Below are 18,982 nucleotides of genomic sequence, written 5' to 3' on the forward strand. Positions count from 1 at the left end.
TATATGAGATCATTCTATTATTTTTCTTTTGGCTCTGAGAAAATACCATACACCGCATCCGGTGCCGGGCGGTCAATGTAACGTATTTCCTCTCCATTTCTTATAATCTTGTCATTGTTATCTGTAAAATATCCGATCATTGAGACCGGAATTCCTGCCTCTTCCATCTGACGCAGAAATGCTGACTGGTCCGATACTACCGCAAGAAAACTTCCTGTTGATGTCATCTGATACGGATTCAGATGGAACTGTTCACAGACTTCGACTGTCTCCTGCAAAAGGCTGATGTTATGAAGTTCCAGATCAAGACCCAGCCCTTCTTCCTTTGCCATCCGGTAAAGTTCGGCAAGAATACCGCCTTCTCCGATCTGGCGCAATCCAAATGCTCCTGCTTCGCGTGCTTTTCTCATTTCTTTCATCGAAAATACCTGCGGTGCATAGCTTTTGATCTGCGCAAGAAATGCTGGTGAAAATCGTTCCTTAAGCTGCTCCTCTTTCTCTTCTGTCACACGCAGCATTCCTTCCATTCCTGCCCATTTTAGCAGAACCACTGCCTGTCCGGCTTCCGGCTTACGCGTCTTAGTCTCAGCGACAGCAGCTACACCGTTTACGACAACCTGTGCAAAACGGAGCACCGGACTTTTTCCGGACTTTACTTCCAGAAGTTCCAGATCTTTTTCTTTGCAGATTTTCCGTATAGACTTTTCCAGTCCATGAATCCTCGACTGGTATCCATAATCCGGAATCTGTATCTGTACACTGATTCCGATATGCTCTGCACCTTCTGCTGCCAGTGCATTTGCCACAGCCGCAACACCGTACACACCGATCTGCTTTGAATATCCACATATCACTGTCTGTTCACTTATTATATGGCCATCTTTTGTTTCAAATCTCATTTATGCCTCTCCATCTTTTCCTGCATTTATTCCGACACATACGCTCTGTTTCCTGTTCCATGATTATTCCAGAGCCTGCGCCTGACTAATCGCCGCATTAATCTTACTTCTGTCCTGCGAACCGATCGCATTTCTTACAATCGCTGAAGCCTGTGCATTTGACGACTTCGTTCCCACTGAAATCACCTGATCCGACTTATTGTAAGTGCTGTTATTAATAACTTTCCGGCTCACTTGCTTTCCATCCTGTATTACAATCTTCCACAGTCTTGCTGTACGGCCGGTATGCCCACCACCGGCTGCAACGATCGAACCAATCGCCGCATCCGCATTTGCCTGATATCTCACACCCGGTTCTTCTGTATGCGTCGTCTCACTTTCAAATTGGAGCTTACGACTTTCTTTTCTTGTTTCTTTACCATAAATTGAAAATGTCAGCTGGTTTGCTCCATCAATTCCACCTTCAATATATATTGGATCTTTGTAATTGTTCTGGAATCTGAAATCTTTATAATCGCCTGCGATCGCCGCATCCCTGGACGGATCTACATATGCTACTGCCATAGAATGTGGAAAACGCTTTATCACTTTTAATTCCGCATACAAAACGGCATTATACAATGTCGTAGATACCTGACAGATTCCTCCGCCGTAAGAATCTACAACCTGTCCATTCTCATAAGAACCCGCCAGTGCATAGCCGTGTTCTGCATCATATGGAGAAGTAATATCATGTACCGATACGACGTCTCCCGGCATCAGAATCGTGCCATTTAACTTCTCTGCTCCGTTTTTCAGATTCTTCCAGCGCTCACCTCCACCGGCATCGGTCGAAAATGTTCCCAGGCAGTCTTTGATATTTTTCAGATCTGCTGCTTTGATCCTCGGATGTTCTGTCTTCTGCGGAAGTGTAACCTCAAGCTTTTTATGATTCCATTTCCGGTTCAATGTTTGTACCAACAACTTTTTTGTTTCTTTTATATCGATTGTTTTTCCTTTTTTTTCCGATGTAATCTGAAATTCTCCGTTCACACGCGCAATCGTTGCATCCGTTGCATGCGGTGCAAGCGGAACCGCCTGTTTCTTCAGAACTTTCTCTGTCTTATCCGCATCAAGCGCCAGCTTCATATTTATCTTTGTTTTTTCTTTTTTCAGTCTGCGAAGTTTGCGGTATCTGCTAAGAAGTGTTCCCTTTTTTCCATAAGAAACTGCTTTCTCGATTGCCTGATCTTCTTTTTTATATTGAAACCCAAGATCTTTCAGCGTTGTTTCTGTCTCTTTCTCCCCGGTTTTCAATACAACTGCCTGCTTCTCATCTTCAGCGAAATGTTCTTCCATCGCACGCTTTGCTTCTTCCCGTGTCATTCCGGACACATTTACCACATTAATATATACGTTATCGCAAATCTTCTTCTCCGGATATTTTGACACATAACGATAGAGTGCCAGATAAGCGGCACCCCATACTAACACAACCAGGACAACTGTCATCAGACCAATGAGCTGTCTTCTTTTTCTCCTTCTTCGTAACATCCTTCTGGAAACTCTTCCGAAGCCCTGTCTTCTCCTGTCTCCTGTCTTTTCCCCCACTGCTCTTTTGTCTCCTTCTATAACGATCTTATACCATTGCCGGCAAAATCATAGTGGCTACCATGGCTACAATCACAATCATAATGATAACTGCGACTGCTTTTTTTACTCTTTTATCATTAAAATTCATATTTCTTCCTTCCTCTCTATGCGTTATGCGTTTATATTTTACCCTCTTTTTCTATGCTTTGCAACGATTTTCCCCACAATCTGCCAGACTGTCGATCAGACAGATTCTTGCATCCTGCGTAAGAGGATTTCGTTCCAGATAATCAAACAAAACTGTTTTCTGTAATCTTGAAAATCTTTCCAGATGCGTCATTTTACGCAGCTGGTTTTTGTCATATTTATCATAGGAAGTAAGATAACGCCTTTCTTTATCTTCTGTTTCATAAAACTGACGGTATTCTTCCTTCGTAAGCACTTCTTTTCCTGCAAATGCCGGTCTGGATTTTGCATTTTCACGCAGATAATAATCATACGTCAGCAATTCTCTGTAGTATTCCACTTTTTCCGGATGATATTCACGTACAAATCCAAGCAATATCTCATAGCGCTCGCTTCGTTTATGATTGACCTGATGATAATTTTGTTTCTTATAATAACTCCAGAGTTTCTCATACATGGTAAATGCACTCTCATATTCTTTTCCCAGTTCTTCAAGCGTCTCTTCAAATTGTCTGCTGTTATAATAAACTTCAACCATTTCTTCAATGCCTTTTAGATGTAAGATTTCCTCATAAGAGATCCATCTGGTCGAAAGCACTTCGTATGGCGGTGTACTTTTATACTGCAATCCATAATCTTCTTTTTTTGTTTCCATATAAGAACCTTTCAGAACTTTCAGGAAACCAAGCTGCAACTGTTCCGGGCGCATTCGGTATACATCATCAAAAGACACTGCAAAACTTTTGATATCCTCAAATGGCAATCCGGCAATCAGATCCAAGTGTTGATGGATATTTCCTGCCTGATTGACTCTTGCCACTTTTGCAGCAAGCTTATCAAGATCCATTGTTCGGTGAATCTCCCGGATCGTATCCGGATTCGTTGACTGTACGCCGATTTCCAACTGGATCAATCCCGGACGCATAGCAGTAATAATCTCAAGTTCTTCTTCATTTAACAGATCCGCTGACACTTCAAAATGAAAATTCGTAATTCCATTATCGTGTTCTTCCAGATATTTCCATATTGCCAGTGCATGGTCATGCTTGCAATTAAATGTACGGTCTACAAATTTAACCTGCGGAACTTTATGATCCAGGAAAAACTGTAATTCTCGAAATACAAGATCAAGGCTGCGGAAACGAAGTCTCTTATCTATAGAAGAAAGGCAATAGCTGCATGCAAACGGACAGCCTCTGCTTGTCTCATAATAGATGATTTTATGTTCAAAATCTTCCAGATGTTCATATACAAACGGGACTTCGCTCAGATCGATCGGCTGCCGCCACGGTGTTTCTACTACTTCGCCGTTACTGTCACGAAATGTAATTCCATCAATCCCACCCAGCACATCATCCGGGATCTCACATCCGTTCATTTCCTGTTCTGTCTGTACATATGCTTCACACAATGCATGAAAAGTCAGTTCGCCTTCTCCTTTCATTACACCGGTAACTTCCGGCAGTCTTCGAAGTACATCCGGTGCGTCATAAGAAACTTCCGGGCCGCCGGTCCAAATCTTAAGATTCGGACAGACTTTTTTTATTTCCCGGATCAGTTCTTCAACATATTTTAAATTCCAGATGTAACATGACAGACATAAAACGTCGGGCTGCCTTTCGTAGACATCCCGCATAATATCATCCATCTGCTGGTTGATCGTATATTCTCCGATCTCAATCTGTAATTCATGATTTTCCTGTTCTGTGTGGCAGTGCAGGTCAGCGTATGCTTTCAGACAATAGACTGCTAAATTTGAATGTATATATTTGGCATTGATCGCTGCCAGCAAAATCTTCATTGTATATTTCCTCCAATTCCGGTATTTCCATTGACAATTCGGGCAAAACACGTTAAAATATAGACTCGTGCAGCCGGGGTGTTAGCGGTACCTTGTACCTACAATCCGCTATAGTAGGGGTGATATTGCGCAGAGGGCATTTTTCTTTCGGAGCTGCCCTTAATAAGTGGCGTTGATGACTGGGTCTTACGCGACGGGAATCTGTGAACCGTGTCAGGTCGGGAACGAAGCAGCACTAAGCAGAACCTCCCGGGTGCCGTAAGGCAGCCTGGTCTGAGTTAACTGTTAAGGTAACGTCCGGGAGAAAGTGTTCGAAGCGCAATGCACGTTTTTTATTTCTTGTTTTTATTTTCTCCCTGTTTTTTCAATTTCTTGTTTTCTCTTAGTTCTCTGAAAAAATCTTTCATCATCTGACTGCATTCTTCTTCTAAAACTCCTGTTTCCAGCTCAACTTGATGATTAAATTCCGGCATCTGCAAAAGATTTAAAATAGATCCGGCACATCCGGCTTTTGGATTCATACAGCCGACCACAACCCTGTCAATCCTTGACTGCACCAGTGCACCGGCGCACATCTGACAAGGTTCCAGTGTCACATACATCGTACAACCTTCCAGCCGCCAGTCATCTAATTTCTTACTCGCTTTTTTGATCGCCGCCAACTCTGCATGAGCCAGCGTATTCTTATCAATCGTCCGGCGATTATATCCCCTGCTGATGATCTTCCCGTCCCGGACAATTACACAACCAATCGGTACTTCCCCGATCGCATATGCTTTCTTTGCCTGTCTGATTGCCTCTTTCATGTATTTTGCATCTGTATCTGTCATCTTCCGCTGTCCTTTTTCTTTATTTTCTGACACGCCTGCACCAGTATCCAAATCGCTCTTCTTCACTGTCTGCTGCCTGCGCTTCTTTTTTGTCTATGTTATCATCTACAATTGTTTCTGCAGTTTTATTTATATTTTCATCTATATTATTGTCAAATGCCAGTTCCTCTGCCATAACAAATTTCCCAAATCCGAAAACGCCTGCTGCCTGCGCTTCTTTCTCATGATACACTCCCGGTACTCCCAGATAACAGCCATCCTCTTCTTCCAGGAAAAGTAAATGCCCGTAATTATAATAGCCATGTAATAGAAAGCGGTTATTCGCTAATTTCCATTCGCACCGCGGCAGCCTTGCGATCTCCCGTCTTGTGATCCGGTGTGCATTACATTTTTCCATGTGCTCTGTGGCTGCTTCAGATGCGGATATCTCCGGGGAAAAATCGGTTTCTGTTTCTGAACTTATTTTCTCCGATGGCTTTATGTCTTTGCCTGAAGCATGATCTGAAGTCAGTACCGGTTCATCTTCTATCCCATCTTTTATATCTAAATTAAGACTGGGCTCTGTATTCGACTTTTCTTTTTTAGATGTACTTTCACTTTCCTCACCCAGCCATAAGCGCTCCGGCACCACCGGCATGTCATTCCACGATGCCGCATAATAATTATTTCCTTCTTTCATAAGAAGTACGCCGCACACAGTATGGCCTTTCATTTCATAACAAAAGCGATAATTAACAGCAGGGTTGATATTTCCAATCTCACCCTGCCTGATTCCAACGTAGCCTCTGTCTTCTTCACAAAGCAGGTACAGGAACAATGTCCGTTCACTTCCGAGGCGCAGTCCCTTTCCGTGAATGTGTACCATTCCTCTTGCTCCGCTTTGTTCCACTTTTACAAAACCTACATTCCTTATTCTTTTTCCCTGATCGTATTCATACAGATATCGGATAAATTGCTTCACCATTCCACATCCTGTCTGGTTTATTTATCACAATCTATTCCATGTCCTGTTAAAAAATACCACTCCACGGCCAATCCATTGCTTTGAGTTCCTGATACAGCTGTTTGGCATAGCTGTCTGTCATTCCACAAATATAATCAGTCACCAGAAGCAGTCTTAAATACAGCCGTTCAATATCTGATTTTCCTTCTGCCTGCAAATGATACGCACTTTTATAATTGCTCGATATAAAAGAAACCATACGCACATCCAGCGATTCTAACTTCTCCGGCTCATCGTCATAGCTGATGATCGCATGCATGAACTTGTCCATCAGGAAATCCAGAACAGCCTCTTCTGCAACTTCCATCCGGTAGATCACATCGGACGTAAACACTTCCCGGTATGCCAGCTTTCCGAGCATGTCCATTAATTTCTCCGCTTCTGTATGATAAAACAGATCATACGGATATTTTCCTGCCATAATCTGATCATAATTAGAAGTAAATCCATAAGTTGCCTGACCGATGAGAAATCCCTGCACGCATATGATCCAGTTCTTAATCGCATACGCTTCCGGATGTGCGACATTTTTTTCTTTCCCACGTAAATACAACTCTTCCAGTACATCTGCCGGGGAAAATGTCTCTGTCTGCTCCGATTTCGTTAATCCTTGCACTTCTTTCAGCTCTTCCAGCAATGTATGGTAACTGATAAATTTCTTAATAAACGCATCTTCAATATCTGCTGTCTTGTACGCGATATCATCTGCCGCTTCCAATATATATGTCAGCGGATGACGGTTACCGTTTGTTTCGGTTTCTTTTTCAATCTCCCGGAAAATCTCCTCATCCGCATAATAATATCCCATTTTTTTCTTCTTAATATCTTCTGAATGAGGATCCATCTGATGGGACGGCACAGGATACTTTACAATTGTATTCAATAACGCATATGTCAGGTTCATTCCATGCTCATCCACCAGAAAGTGTAATTTCGTTACCAGTCTGAGTGCCTGCGCATTTCCTTCAAAATGATACAGATCTGCAAGCATCTGTTCATTCAGAAGCTGATCGACCGGGCGTCCGTGAAATTTGATCTTTGAAAGATTTCTTTCAAACCACTCTCTTATCGCGACCTCACCGTAATGACCGAACGGCGGATTACCAATGTCATGGATCAATCCGGCACACTGCAAAATATTACAGATATCTTCCTTCATGTGCGGTTTGAAGCCCTCATCCTTTTTATATAACAGAATATTTTCCGCAATATTCTGTCCCAGTGATCTTGCGATCGAAGATACTTCCATCGAGTGTGTCAGTCTTGTCCGGATAAAATCGCTCTTGTCCAGTGGGAACACCTGCGTCTTATCCTGCAAACGACGGAAAGAAGCGCTTCCGATAATTCTGTGATAATCTTTTTCAAATTCACTTCTCAGATCCGTATTGCCATCCGTCCTGCGGCCGGATCCGGACTCTCTGCTTCGCTTTGTCGATAATAGCTGTTCCCATTTCATATATCTTCACGCTTTCTAATCGAGGTAAATCGGTGAAACATAATCATCACCGAGTTCTACTTTCTTTCGTTCCTGCTCACCAAGAAATGCCCACTCTGTCATATCCTGCCATTTGTGATCTTTGCGGCTGTAAACCTGTACATAACCGATACGTTTCGGATGCATCCGCACACTGTTGGACTCATATTCACGACCGGTATATGGATTCATCTCACCAATGGATAAATCCTCTGTCTCTTCTTCCTGCTCGTTCTCTTTCGCAACAGCTTCCTCAAATGCTTCTGCAAATTCCTCTTCTACCGGTGATACTTCTACTTCTGCTTCTGGTTCTGTAAATTCTTCACCGAGTTCTTCCTTATATTCTTCTTCCGGTTCTGTTATTTCCGGTTCCGGCACTGGTTCCTGTTTTGGCGACGCTTCCTGTTCCGGTTGCTGTTTCTGTTCTTCCACTTCCGCCTGCTTTACGCCTTCTGCTTCCTTGTCTGCATGTTTGCCAGTCATTCTCTGGAAATAATCCTTCCAGCTGTGGTGTTTCTTTTTCTTCACCGGTTCTTCTGATTTTGCTGTCGGTTCTTCATCTTCCGCTGTTGACTCTGGCTCTTCCGGCTCCGATGTTGTCTCTTCTGCTTCTCCTGTTGTGACCTCTGAAACTTCTTCCTGGTTCTCCTCTTCAAATGTTTCCCGGATCAGTTCCTCTGTCTCTCGGAAATCATCATATTCCTCTACAGGTTCTTCCACAGGCTCTTCTACAGGCTCTTCGTAGATTTCTTCCGTTACTTCTTCCATCGGTTCTTCTTCATAGACTTCCTCCACGATCTCTTCTGTCGGCTCTTCGTAGATTTCTTCCGTTACTTCTTCCACCGGTTCTTCTTCATAAAATATCTCTTCCGTTGGTTCTTTGTAGACCTCCTCTTCCGGCTCTTCGTAAACTTCTTTCGTTGATTCTTCGTAGACTTCCTCTTCCGGCTCTTCGTAAACTTCTTCTACTGTCTCTTCTACAATCTCTTTTTCCGGCTCTGCTGCCACTTCCTGTATATGTTCCATGCTGTCATTTTCAGCAGCTGTATCCTCTCCCAGAATATTCAATTGAAAAGGACAGCCTAATATACTCGCAATCGTTCGCATATCCTGCTCTTGAAAATTATCGCGATTCAGTCTCTGCGTCATATTCTGACGGGACATCTTCTTTCCCGTCTGCTCTTCAATGAGCTTTGCAAGCTCTTTGATCGTCATACCTTTTCTCTTTAAGATAATCTTGACTTGCTCTCCAAATGTCAAATCCAGCATAGCTTATCCTCCTTATTCTATTCCATAAAAGCTCCCCATATTTACCTTATTTATTCTATCAAATACATAAACGAGCGTCAACTTGCACACAGCTATAAAACCGAAAACATATCATGCCGATTTTAGCATCAAAACAGACTTTTCTCTTAATATAAAAATGCATACCTAAATAAAGACGGATACCAATTCGTTCATTGATATCCGCCTTTATTCTGATTGTTCTTCCATCTTCATTACCTTCTACCTTTTGGTGGTCCGTACCTTCCTTTCTTAGTATCATTGTCCTTCCGCATTACGCCTCGGACACTTTCAATTGTATAATTGAAATCGTATAACAAATGAATTATCTACAGCTCGCGTCTGTCTTATAATTTCGATTTGTTATTTTGTAATTACATTATAGCCTTGTATTATATATTTGTCAATATATTTTTTGTATTTATTTTCATTTTCAGATTATTCTAGAGCGTCAGACGTTATCCAGTGTAGGATCTTCTATCTCTTCCAGCTCCACAATATCTCCCAGCGGAATTTCCATCCCGTCTTTTAATACCAGGTGATTTGTCTCAGAATCTATCCTTTTAAATATTCCTGTTGCGATTTTGTAATCTCCGCCATCTTTTACTTTATCCGCGACAAAATACTTACACTGAATGAAAGCCTTCCCTTCTCTATGACAAATATGGCCGAATACATAATCCAGCTCTTCCCGATACTCTTCATCCTGTATAATCTTGTCCTTTGTCAACCGGTGTTCCTCCTGCAATTCTTCTTTATGACCGGTCAGGGCTGCAAATGGTGCAAACTGTGCTGCTCTTGCTTCCAGCGACATACGGGGATGCTTTCTGGATGTTGGATGTGGAAGATCTATGATATCTTTGTACTTTTTTTCTGCACTTTCAAATTTTCCATACACGCTCATGCTTTGTGTCCTCCAATCTGGCTGTTTCGCTCCACTGCCGTCGCGCCTTCCTGCAGATTCATGCCTTTTAAGATTGCATTTTTCCCATATTTTTTCTTAATATCCAGTACTGCTTTCTGCATCTTCTTTTCCCGTTCCAGTTCTTCCTGCTCCTGTTGCTTCTTCTGTGGTTCATCCGGATCATTATCAAATAGCGAAAGCTGTTCAAAGCCGTTCTTTTCCTGCGCCGCAGATTCCGACACTACATGATTCGCAGTGATTGTAATACGTCTGACTAGAAGTTCCGGATCTACGATCCGGTCATATAATTCCAATACCGCTTCCATAATTTTTTTCGTTGAAGATGTCCACTTTTCTAAATTTGCCGTACCATGAGCATGCTTTGGCACTTTGCGTCCATAACGATCCGTCGCTACTTCACCTTTAAATTGACTTTTTCCTTTTTGATTCGCCAGATTCTCCCTGTCAAAACCAATCGTCAGGACAATCTGATCTGTCACCAGCTGCTTTTCCACCAGATCCAGAACTAACTGGTCTGTCATTTCCTTTACAACAAGTTTTGCCTGTTTCCCGGAATAAGGACAATGCAATACCTGTCCGGCGCCCATACTGTTCTGCTCCGGCTGATAAGATTTCACAAAATCCATCGTACATGGCTCATAACCCCACGCATGATCAATCAATAATTCTGCATTCACGCCAAACATCTTGTATAAAAGTTCTTCATTATAATATTCATTTTCTTTCCCAATGGAACACCTCGCAATATCTCCCATCGTGTAGAGCCCTGCAGCTTCTAATTTCTGTGCATACCCGCGGCCAACCCGCCAAAAATCCGTCAGTGGTCTGTGATCCCACAATATTTTCCGGTAAGATCTTTCATTTAATGATGCAATTCTCACACCGTTTGCGTCCGGCTCGATATGTTTCGCCACAATGTCCATTGCCACTTTGCACAAATACAGATTCGTCCCAATCCCTGCTGTAGCCGTAATTCCGGTTTCATTTAAAATATCAAGAATTATCTTTCCTGCCAGTTTCTTCGCCGTTAATCCATACGTTTTCAAATAATGTGTCACATCCAGAAATACTTCATCAATCGAATATACATGCATGTCTTCCGGTGCGATATATTTCAGATATATACCGTAAATCCGGCGGCTGTAATCCATATAAAGCGCCATCCTCGGAACAGCAATAATGTATTGTAATTCCAGTTCCGGATGCTGCTTTAACTCTTCCATATTATAGGAATCTCCGGTAAACTTTCTTCCCGGAGCCAGACTTTTTCGCTTCCTGTTTATTTCGCTGACTTTTTGTACTACTTCAAATAAACGTGGTCTTCCCGGAATTCCACATTTTTTTAAAGAAGGAGAGACTGCAAGACAGATTGTTTTCTCTGTACGACTTGGATCCGCAACAACCAGATTCGTTGTCATCGGATCTAAATCACGTTCCTGACATTCCACAGATGCATAAAATGATTTTAAATCAATCGCTATATAAGTGTGTTCCATCTCGCATTCTCCCTTTCTTAATTCAGAACGTATGTTCGCCTTATTATAATCTATTTTTCATATTTCGTCAAATATCTGAACCTACCGGATCTGCCACCGGTAGCTTCCTCGTCGCTATAATCGAACAGGCTAACTCCTGTTCGATTCGTATACCATCTCGCTTGGCAGCTCGCTGATTAGCGGTCGTCATAACAAAAAGTATACTCTCCGCCGGAAAGTATACTTTCATTATCTATCATATCTTAAGGTTTCATACACCTACTACTTCTTCAGTTCTCGTACCAATGCATCCACGCCGATCTTCACATTTTCCGGCGATGTAGCCAGATTCATACGGATAAATGTGCCAAATCTGCTACCACCGAACCAGTCACCAAAATCAACTGCCAGATGACATCTTTTCTGCACAACTTCTTTGACTTTTTCTGCCGGAACATATGCGCCCAGATCGATCCAGCACAAATATGTTCCCTCCAACGGCGAGACTACTACATCCGGAAGTTCTTTTTCAAATGTTTCTCTGACATATGCTTCATTTTCACAGATCTGTGCTTTCACACTTTCCAACCAGGAAGCTCCTGTCCGGTATGCCGCCTCTGCTGCGATATATCCAAACGGATTACCACTTCTGACACGGATTCCATCTACAAATGTATCCCATTTCTTCCGGAGCTTATCATCTGGAATGATCACAATGGAATTCTGCCCGCCGGCAAGGTTAAATGTCTTCGACGGCGCTGTGATTGCTACCATCATATCTGCATACTCACCAACAGATAAAGACGGTACATGCGGATGTTCACTGAAGACCAGATCATGATGAATTTCGTCCGAAATCACATATACCTGATGCTTTCTGCAGATTTCAAATAATGTCTTTAACTCCTCTTTTTTCCATACACGTCCTGCCGGATTATGCGGTGAACACAGAATAAATATTTTCACCTGATTCTCTACAATTTTCTTCTCAAAGTCTTCATAATCTATATGATATTTTCCGTCTTCGTTGATCAGATCTGAACAGATCAGCTTCCGGTTATTATTTTTCACTGCATGCAGGAACGGATAATATACCGGCGTATTGACGATTACTGCATCCCCCGGCTCTGACAGAATCTGCACAAACCAGTGAAATGCCGCAACCACACCAGGTGAAAATCGCATCCATTTCTTCTCTACCGTAAATCCGTGCTGCTCCTTTTCCCATTTTATAAATGCTTCATAATAGGACTCCGGTATTTTATAATATCCAAATACTCCCTGCTCTACATATTCTTTCAGGGCATCCACCACCCCCTGCGGCACGCGGAAATCCATATCTGCCACCCACATTGCATGTAAGCCTTCCTCGCCAAACATGCCTGTCTGACCATCCCATTTGTTACAGTTTGTATTTTTACGATCTACATATACAAGTTCTTCCATACCATATACCATCCATTTCTTTTGTACTTGCATTTACAATGCTAACGTCATTATAACACGATTTTTTCTGTTCCCCTATCCCCCAATATATCCTATCATCTTTTTACACAAATCATGCTGCAGAGTTTCTAAAATGTGCGCTTCATATTAATGAAAAAATTTACGCAAAAAGGCCCTAAAGTCTTTCTTGCATGAGTAAACTCATACAGAATTTAACCTTAGGGTCCCTTCTATCATTATCTCAGTTTATCCGCAAAGCTGCTGCCGTCACCGGTATAATCAATCTGGAACAACTCACCGATCGTAGCTGCAATATCTGCATACGTGTCCCTCGTTCCAATGTTGATTCCCTGTTTCCATGCCTTGCTGTATCCAAGAAGCGGCACAGCCTCTCGTGTATGATCTGTTCCCCTGTATCCCGGATCACATCCGTGATCTGCAGTAATAAAGAGCACATCATCATCCCGCATATTTGCAAGAAATGTTCCGAGTGCTTCATCAAATTCATTCAATGCATTTGTATAACCCGGAATATCTCTGCGGTGTCCATACATCATATCAAAATCAACCAGGTTGATATAGCAGAGTCCGTCGAAATCTTTTTTCTGGATTTCAAACACTTTCTCCATATTTTTTGCATTTCCATGATTCGGTGTTGTCTCCGTCAGTCCCTGACCCGCAAAAATATCATAAATCTTTCCGACACCGATCACATCTTTTCCTGCTGCCTTTAACTGATCCAGAATCGTCGGTTTCGGAGGCACCAGTGAAAAATCATGTCTGCGGTCTGTTCTTGTAAAGTTCGGATACTCACCAATGAACGGTCTTGCAATGACACGTGCCACTGCATGATCTCCCATCAGGATCTTTCTTGCAATCTTACAGTATTCATATAATGTCTCAATCGGTACGACTTCCTCGTGAGCTGCAATCTGAAATACACTGTCCGCAGAAGTATACACGATCAGCGCGCCTGTCTCCATGTGCTCTTTTCCATAATCACGGATTACATCCGTTCCGGAATATGGCTTATTACAAAGCACTTTCCGTCCAGTCTGCTTCTCAAATTCTGCCAGCACCTCTTCCGGAAATCCATTCGGGTAAACCGGGAACGGTTTTGGTGAGATCACACCTGCCATCTCCCAGTGACCGATGGTTGTATCCTTCCCCTGGGAACTCTCATACAGTCTTCCATAGCAGCCTTCCGCTGCCTGATCCTGATTTCCATATCCCATATCATCAATATGGTAAATGCCAAGTTTCTCCATATTCGGAATGTTCAATTTTCCTGAATCATAACAGGTTTTCCAGGTATTACTTCCTTCATCTCCAAACTGCGCCGCATCCGGTGCTTTTCCGATTCCTGCGCTGTCCAGTACGATCCAAAATGCTCTCATCCCGGTCCCTTCTTTCTTCTTACTATTGATTCGCTTTTTTATAAGCGACAAAATCTTCTGGGTTTAAAAATGCTTCTTTATATCCAAGTTCGTAACAAAGCTGCATGGTGTATGGCTGCTCCAAATATGCCTTCTCAAGAATATCCTTTTCCTTGAACACGCTTTTCACATCTCCGTCCAGCAGTGCATCTCCTTTTGCAAATACGATTGCCCGGTCAAATGTTTCCGCGACGAAATCCATATCATGCAAAATAGAAATCACAATCTTATGCTGTCTCTGTAATTCCTTCATGATAGCCTGAATTCTCTTCTTGCCCATGTAATCCTGTGCGATCGTCGGCTCATCAAAAATAACTACCTTTGTATCCATCGCAACGATCGCTGCGATCGATACCATCTTACGCTCAGAGAGTCCCAGGTCATACGGATTAATCTTCTCTGTTCCCTTTAAGCCTACCATATCCAATGCTTTTAACGCAACTTCTTTTGCTTTATCTTTACTCATGCCGATCTGCATCGGTCCGAACATTACTTCATCCAAAACTGTATTTTTGAAAATCTGGTCATTCGGATTCTGGAAAATAAGTCCAATATCTTTTGCTAAGGTTGCAACTGTCTGTTTGGAAATATCCTGCCCGTTAAATAAAATCTGTCCTTCTGTCGGACGCAAAAGTCCTTTTAATAATTTTACAAATGTTGTCTTTCCGGCACCGTTCTGTCCGATAATCGCAGTGGAGCGTTCATCAATCGTCAGATTCAGTCCCTTCAGGATCTCTTCTCCTGCATTGTATGAAAAATGCAGATTTTTTATCTCGATCGTATTCATAATGTCCTCCATTTCCACTACTTACATGCCAGCAGTTTATGTGCTTCGTCCAAAGTTACCGGATAATAATCTGTTCCCGGAACACGAAGTCCCAGATCTTTGCAGATTCTTGTATAAACCGGTGCAACTACACCATGTTCAGCCAGATCTTCTCTTGCGAAGATTTCCTGTGGTGTGTCAAATGCAACCAACTTACCGCCATCTAATAACATAATTCTGTCGCTGTAAGCTGCAATTTTTTCAATCTTATGCTCTACCATGATGACTGTAATACCTTTTTCACTCAGCTTGGCAACTGCTTTAAATACTTCCTCGCTTCCCTGTGGATCGAGCTGTGAAGTTGGCTCATCCAATACAATAATTTCCGGATTCATCGCGATGATACTTGCGATCGCCATTCTCTGCATCTGTCCACCGGAAAGATCAAACGGAGCACGGTCTCTGTATTTTGCAATATCGAGAAGTTCCAGCGCATCATCGATTCTCTTCTTCATTTCGTTTCTTGGAATACCAAAGTTTTCCAGTCCGAAAGCAATTTCTTCATATACCGTCAATTTTGAACCTGTTACCTGATTAAATGGATTCTGGAACACCATTCCAACTTTCTGGCAAAGTTCGTCTACTTCCACATTGCGTACTTCAATATCATCAATAAAAACTTTTCCGCCGTAAGCGCCACGGTAAAAGTTTGGCACCAGTCCGATAAGGGACTGGCAAAATGTACTTTTCCCTGATCCGTTACGTCCGATCACGCCGATAAATTCTCCCGGTTTAATATCGCAGGTGATTCCATCCAGTGCTAGTTCTTTCGTATCCGGATATCTGTATTTTAAATTTTCAATTTTAATCTCAGCCATTGTCTGTCTCTGTCCTTTCTGCGTATTTTATGCAAACATCATCACAAGTTTCCATACTACAGATGCCACTGTGGCAATTAATAAAATCCAGTAAATCGGACGGCTTGCAGCATTTGCATGGAATACATTCAAAAATGATTTCTTTTCTTTTGAGTTAAATCCACGAACTTCCAGCGCGATCGCACGCTCTTTTGTATCAATAAAAGAACTCATGATCACAGGAGAAATCAACGGAATAAATGCCTTCATTCGGATTAATAGACTTCCCTCAGTCTCCATACCACGGCTTCTCTGCGCATCTGTGATTGTAGACATACGCTCTGTCATCTGCGGAATCAACTGGAACAGGGATACAAATACATATCCGATTCTCGGTGAAAATCCGCGGCTTACCATACTCTCAATAATATCAGAAGGTTTTGTTGTCAGAACGAGTACACAGAAAGCAAAAATAATATTTAACACATTAATTGCAATATCTACCGCAAATATTAAACCTTCTTTATAAAATGCAACCGGTCCAAGATCCAGTACTACAGTCTCGTTACCTGCACGGAACAATCCCTGAATAATAATTACAGTGATCAATACAAATCCAGATACTGCAAGGATTGGCAGTGTTCTGCGGATTACTTTTGACTGGGTAAGAAGTAAAATACTTAAAACAATAAATCCGATACTGATCAGTTTACTTCCCAGCATTGCCGGAATTACAAGTGCTGCAATAATGTAAAAAGCCTTGCATCCCGGAGTCAGTCCATTTAAAAAGGACTGTTTATCTTCATACAAACTCAAACTTTTCATGATTAGCCTCCATTCTCTTTTCTGTCCTGCCTAGTCCAGGCTCTCGATTCTGTGATTGCTCTGATACAGGGACATCAGACTCTTCGGAAGTCCTTTGAAAAGAGCTGCTACCAACAGAAGTACTACAATTTTATCCGGGATATCTACAATGATCTCATCGATCGTAGATGCCTGCCACAGAGGGAAATGTTTGGCAACCGTTGCCGCATATGCCAGGTCTCCCCAGAGGTTACCGGTTGTTCCTCCCCAGAAAATAATATTTAAAGGGGTAGAAATCACAACTGCCGCTGCACCACCAAATATACCTGTAAGCAACGTACCCTTTAAACTCTTAAGTGCTCCGTAATATGCCATCAGCCCTACTACGATTCCGATTCCTGCCTGCGAAAATGCATAGACAGTAGAGATCGGATCCATAGTTACACCATAAATAATATTGTTAATTGCTCCGGAAATCGCTCCGACAACCGGCCCTGCCAATGCTGCTGCAAGACAGGTTCCGATGGAATCCAGCCATAATGGCAGTTTTAACATTCCTGCAAATAATTTCCCAATATAATTGATACCTACTGCCGCCGGGATCAATACAAGTGATGCCGTATTGATTTTCAGCGACCATGGGCTGTTATTATTTTTATTTTTCATTTTTCTGCCTCCGTCCTTTGTGTCTCAGTTTTTTCATAGCTTACTTGACACTACCTTTGTATCTTTCGCTTTCTTAATTCTTCTTGTCCATACGAACGATTGTTTCCAGTGCAGCAATGATTTCATGCTCTTCGCCAACTGCTGCTGCGTTGTCCGCATCTACATAATTATTAATCTCTTCTTCCAGATTTCCTTCATACAGGCTGACTGTATTTAAAATAGAAGCTGTCTTAACACCTCTTAAACCGCCAATGATAAATAAAGCGGCTGTTTCCATATCTGCACCAAGGATTCCTTTGCCTGACCAGTAGTGATCGATCTCATCCTCACGGTCTGTGTAGAAGCTATCATGACTTCTTCCACGTCCTACGTGGTAAGCATATCCGAGATCCTTTGTTGCTTCGATCAGATTCATCAGTACTCCTGTATCTGGAATTGCCGGATAAATCTCTTCGATATAAGCTTTGGAAGCTCCCTCATCACGGACAGCTCCGTTAATGAGGATCAGATCTCCCATATTGATCTCCGGTTGTAATGCTCCACAGCTTCCGATACGAATCATAACTTCAACACCAATATTATGAAGCTCCTCTACTGTAATTCCTGTAGACGCTCCTCCCATTCCGGTAGAAACTGCCATCACCTTTACACCTTTATAATATCCACTGATACTCTTCATCTCACGGTTAAATGCGATCTCTTTCACATCTGTTAAATGCTCTTTGATACGGTCTACTCTCGCCGGATCTCCCGGAAGAATCGCATATTTTGCCGCATCTTCCTCGCTGCATCTGATATGTGGCTGTAATGTACTCATAGTTCTCAATCCTTTCTTAATATATCTTCCAAAGCCTGTTGATCGCAGATTGATATTTTCCCTTTCTCGAGTTCAATAAATCCCTGTTCTCTTAACTGTTTCAATACCCGGTTGACACTTCTTGTTGTCACCGCCATCTGCTGACTTAAAACTTCTGAAGAAATCATGACAAATTTTGCATCCATTTCCATATTACGAAGCAGATACTGACAAATTCTCTGCTTTAATGTATATAGTGTATTTTCTCCCATATTCAGACACATCCGGTATGAATTATCACACAGTGTACGAATCATATATTCATTAAAATTCTTATCTGTCCGAATCCATTGTAAAAAGAACGTTCGATCCAGTTCCAGAATCCGTACTTTTCCACGCGACTGTATCCGGCTGATGTAGCCTGTCTGTTTGAAGATTTCCAGTTCGCCAATATAATCGCCTTTCATATATGTGCAAAGAAGATAACGTTTTCCATGCGCTGACTCTACATAAATATCCACATACCCGGAAGCGATGATATAAAATCTGTTATGAATCTCTCCCTGGTTCAGTACAAACTGGTCTGCCTCATAATCCTTTACTTCAAAACGTCTCAAAATCTCATATGGGCACTGACGCAACATCTGAAATATTTCTCTGTCTTTTTCCAAAAGTTCTACTAGTTTTTCTAAATTTTGATCCATTTTAGTCTTCCTTCCTCACTGCAGTTTATTGGCATCAAAGAATGAAATGGATATT

General features: G+C 42.1%; 18 protein-coding genes and 1 other RNA gene. 1 reads left to right on the forward strand and 18 read right to left on the reverse strand.

Annotated elements, in window-relative coordinates; all coding sequences use genetic code 11:
* Nucleotides 1-17 precede the first annotated feature (17 nt).
* From H8S07_RS08960 to H8S07_RS08970, 3 genes are all read right to left on the reverse strand, one after another.
* Complete coding sequence (locus H8S07_RS08960) at nt 18-899, reverse strand: AIR synthase-related protein (protein ID WP_186855900.1); 882 nt, start codon at nt 897-899, stop codon at nt 18-20.
* Nucleotides 900-962: 63 nt separating this feature from the next.
* Nucleotides 963-2,489 (reverse strand): VanW family protein, encoded by a 1,527-nt coding sequence (locus tag H8S07_RS08965; RefSeq protein WP_330598546.1) that lies wholly within the window; start codon nt 2,487-2,489, stop codon nt 963-965.
* A 181-nt stretch (nt 2,490-2,670) separates the two neighbouring features.
* Nucleotides 2,671-4,458: a B12-binding domain-containing radical SAM protein gene (locus tag H8S07_RS08970; protein ID WP_186855901.1), complete on the reverse strand. Its 1,788-nt coding sequence runs from the start codon at nt 4,456-4,458 to the stop codon at nt 2,671-2,673.
* 65 nt (nt 4,459-4,523) lie between these two features.
* Here H8S07_RS08970 and ffs point away from each other — a divergent pair.
* Nucleotides 4,524-4,787, forward strand: an RNA gene (ffs, locus tag H8S07_RS08975) — signal recognition particle sRNA large type.
* A gap of 3 nt (nt 4,788-4,790) precedes the next feature.
* Here ffs and tadA read toward each other — a convergent pair.
* From tadA to H8S07_RS09050, 15 genes are all read right to left on the reverse strand, one after another.
* Nucleotides 4,791-5,288 carry a tRNA adenosine(34) deaminase TadA gene (gene tadA, locus H8S07_RS08980; RefSeq protein WP_186855911.1) on the reverse strand — a complete coding sequence of 166 codons (498 nt, stop codon included), beginning with the start codon at nt 5,286-5,288 and terminating at the stop codon, nt 4,791-4,793.
* Nucleotides 5,289-5,307: 19 nt separating this feature from the next.
* On the reverse strand, nt 5,308-6,252 hold the full coding sequence (locus H8S07_RS08985; RefSeq protein ID WP_186855902.1) for a DUF6128 domain-containing protein: 945 nt from the start codon (nt 6,250-6,252) through the stop codon (nt 5,308-5,310).
* Between the two features lie 46 nt (nt 6,253-6,298).
* Nucleotides 6,299-7,747 (reverse strand): deoxyguanosinetriphosphate triphosphohydrolase, encoded by a 1,449-nt coding sequence (locus H8S07_RS08990; RefSeq protein WP_186855903.1) that lies wholly within the window; start codon nt 7,745-7,747, stop codon nt 6,299-6,301.
* 15 nt (nt 7,748-7,762) lie between these two features.
* Nucleotides 7,763-9,034 (reverse strand): hypothetical protein, encoded by a 1,272-nt coding sequence (locus tag H8S07_RS14465; RefSeq protein WP_243176007.1) that lies wholly within the window; start codon nt 9,032-9,034, stop codon nt 7,763-7,765.
* Between the two features lie 469 nt (nt 9,035-9,503).
* Entirely contained in the window at nt 9,504-9,956 is a 453-nt protein-coding gene (locus tag H8S07_RS09000; protein WP_186855904.1) for a hypothetical protein, read from the reverse strand.
* Nucleotides 9,953-11,473: a Y-family DNA polymerase gene (locus H8S07_RS09005; protein WP_186855905.1), complete on the reverse strand. Its 1,521-nt coding sequence runs from the start codon at nt 11,471-11,473 to the stop codon at nt 9,953-9,955. The genes H8S07_RS09000 and H8S07_RS09005 overlap by 4 nt, the downstream gene beginning before the upstream one ends.
* A 67-nt stretch (nt 11,474-11,540) precedes the next feature.
* A complete protein-coding gene (locus H8S07_RS09010; RefSeq protein WP_186855906.1) occupies nt 11,541-11,702 on the reverse strand; it encodes a hypothetical protein in 162 nt (53 codons plus the stop codon).
* Nucleotides 11,703-11,734: 32 nt separating this feature from the next.
* Nucleotides 11,735-12,898 carry a MalY/PatB family protein gene (locus tag H8S07_RS09015; protein ID WP_186855907.1) on the reverse strand — a complete coding sequence of 388 codons (1,164 nt, stop codon included), beginning with the start codon at nt 12,896-12,898 and terminating at the stop codon, nt 11,735-11,737.
* Nucleotides 12,899-13,134: 236 nt separating this feature from the next.
* The gene (locus H8S07_RS09020; RefSeq protein WP_186855908.1) at nt 13,135-14,295 is read right to left on the reverse strand and encodes a phosphopentomutase; all 1,161 of its coding nucleotides are present in this window, start codon (nt 14,293-14,295) and stop codon (nt 13,135-13,137) included.
* Between the two features lie 22 nt (nt 14,296-14,317).
* On the reverse strand, nt 14,318-15,121 hold the full coding sequence (locus tag H8S07_RS09025; protein ID WP_117538293.1) for an energy-coupling factor ABC transporter ATP-binding protein: 804 nt from the start codon (nt 15,119-15,121) through the stop codon (nt 14,318-14,320).
* A 17-nt stretch (nt 15,122-15,138) separates the two neighbouring features.
* Entirely contained in the window at nt 15,139-15,978 is an 840-nt protein-coding gene (locus H8S07_RS09030) for an energy-coupling factor ABC transporter ATP-binding protein (RefSeq protein WP_117538292.1), read from the reverse strand.
* 27 nt (nt 15,979-16,005) lie between these two features.
* Complete coding sequence (locus tag H8S07_RS09035) at nt 16,006-16,782, reverse strand: energy-coupling factor transporter transmembrane component T family protein (RefSeq protein ID WP_186855909.1); 777 nt, start codon at nt 16,780-16,782, stop codon at nt 16,006-16,008.
* 30 nt (nt 16,783-16,812) lie between these two features.
* The gene (locus H8S07_RS09040) at nt 16,813-17,427 is read right to left on the reverse strand and encodes an ECF transporter S component (protein WP_186855910.1); all 615 of its coding nucleotides are present in this window, start codon (nt 17,425-17,427) and stop codon (nt 16,813-16,815) included.
* 73 nt (nt 17,428-17,500) lie between these two features.
* On the reverse strand, nt 17,501-18,244 hold the full coding sequence (locus tag H8S07_RS09045; protein ID WP_021860256.1) for a nucleoside phosphorylase: 744 nt from the start codon (nt 18,242-18,244) through the stop codon (nt 17,501-17,503).
* Between the two features lie 5 nt (nt 18,245-18,249).
* Nucleotides 18,250-18,927, reverse strand: coding sequence for a Crp/Fnr family transcriptional regulator (locus tag H8S07_RS09050; protein ID WP_117538288.1), 678 nt, complete (start codon nt 18,925-18,927; stop codon nt 18,250-18,252).
* Nucleotides 18,928-18,982 lie beyond the last annotated feature (55 nt).

The sequence above is a fragment of the Dorea hominis genome (genome assembly GCF_014287705.1).
Taxonomy (GTDB): domain Bacteria; phylum Bacillota; class Clostridia; order Lachnospirales; family Lachnospiraceae; genus Dorea_D; species Dorea_D hominis.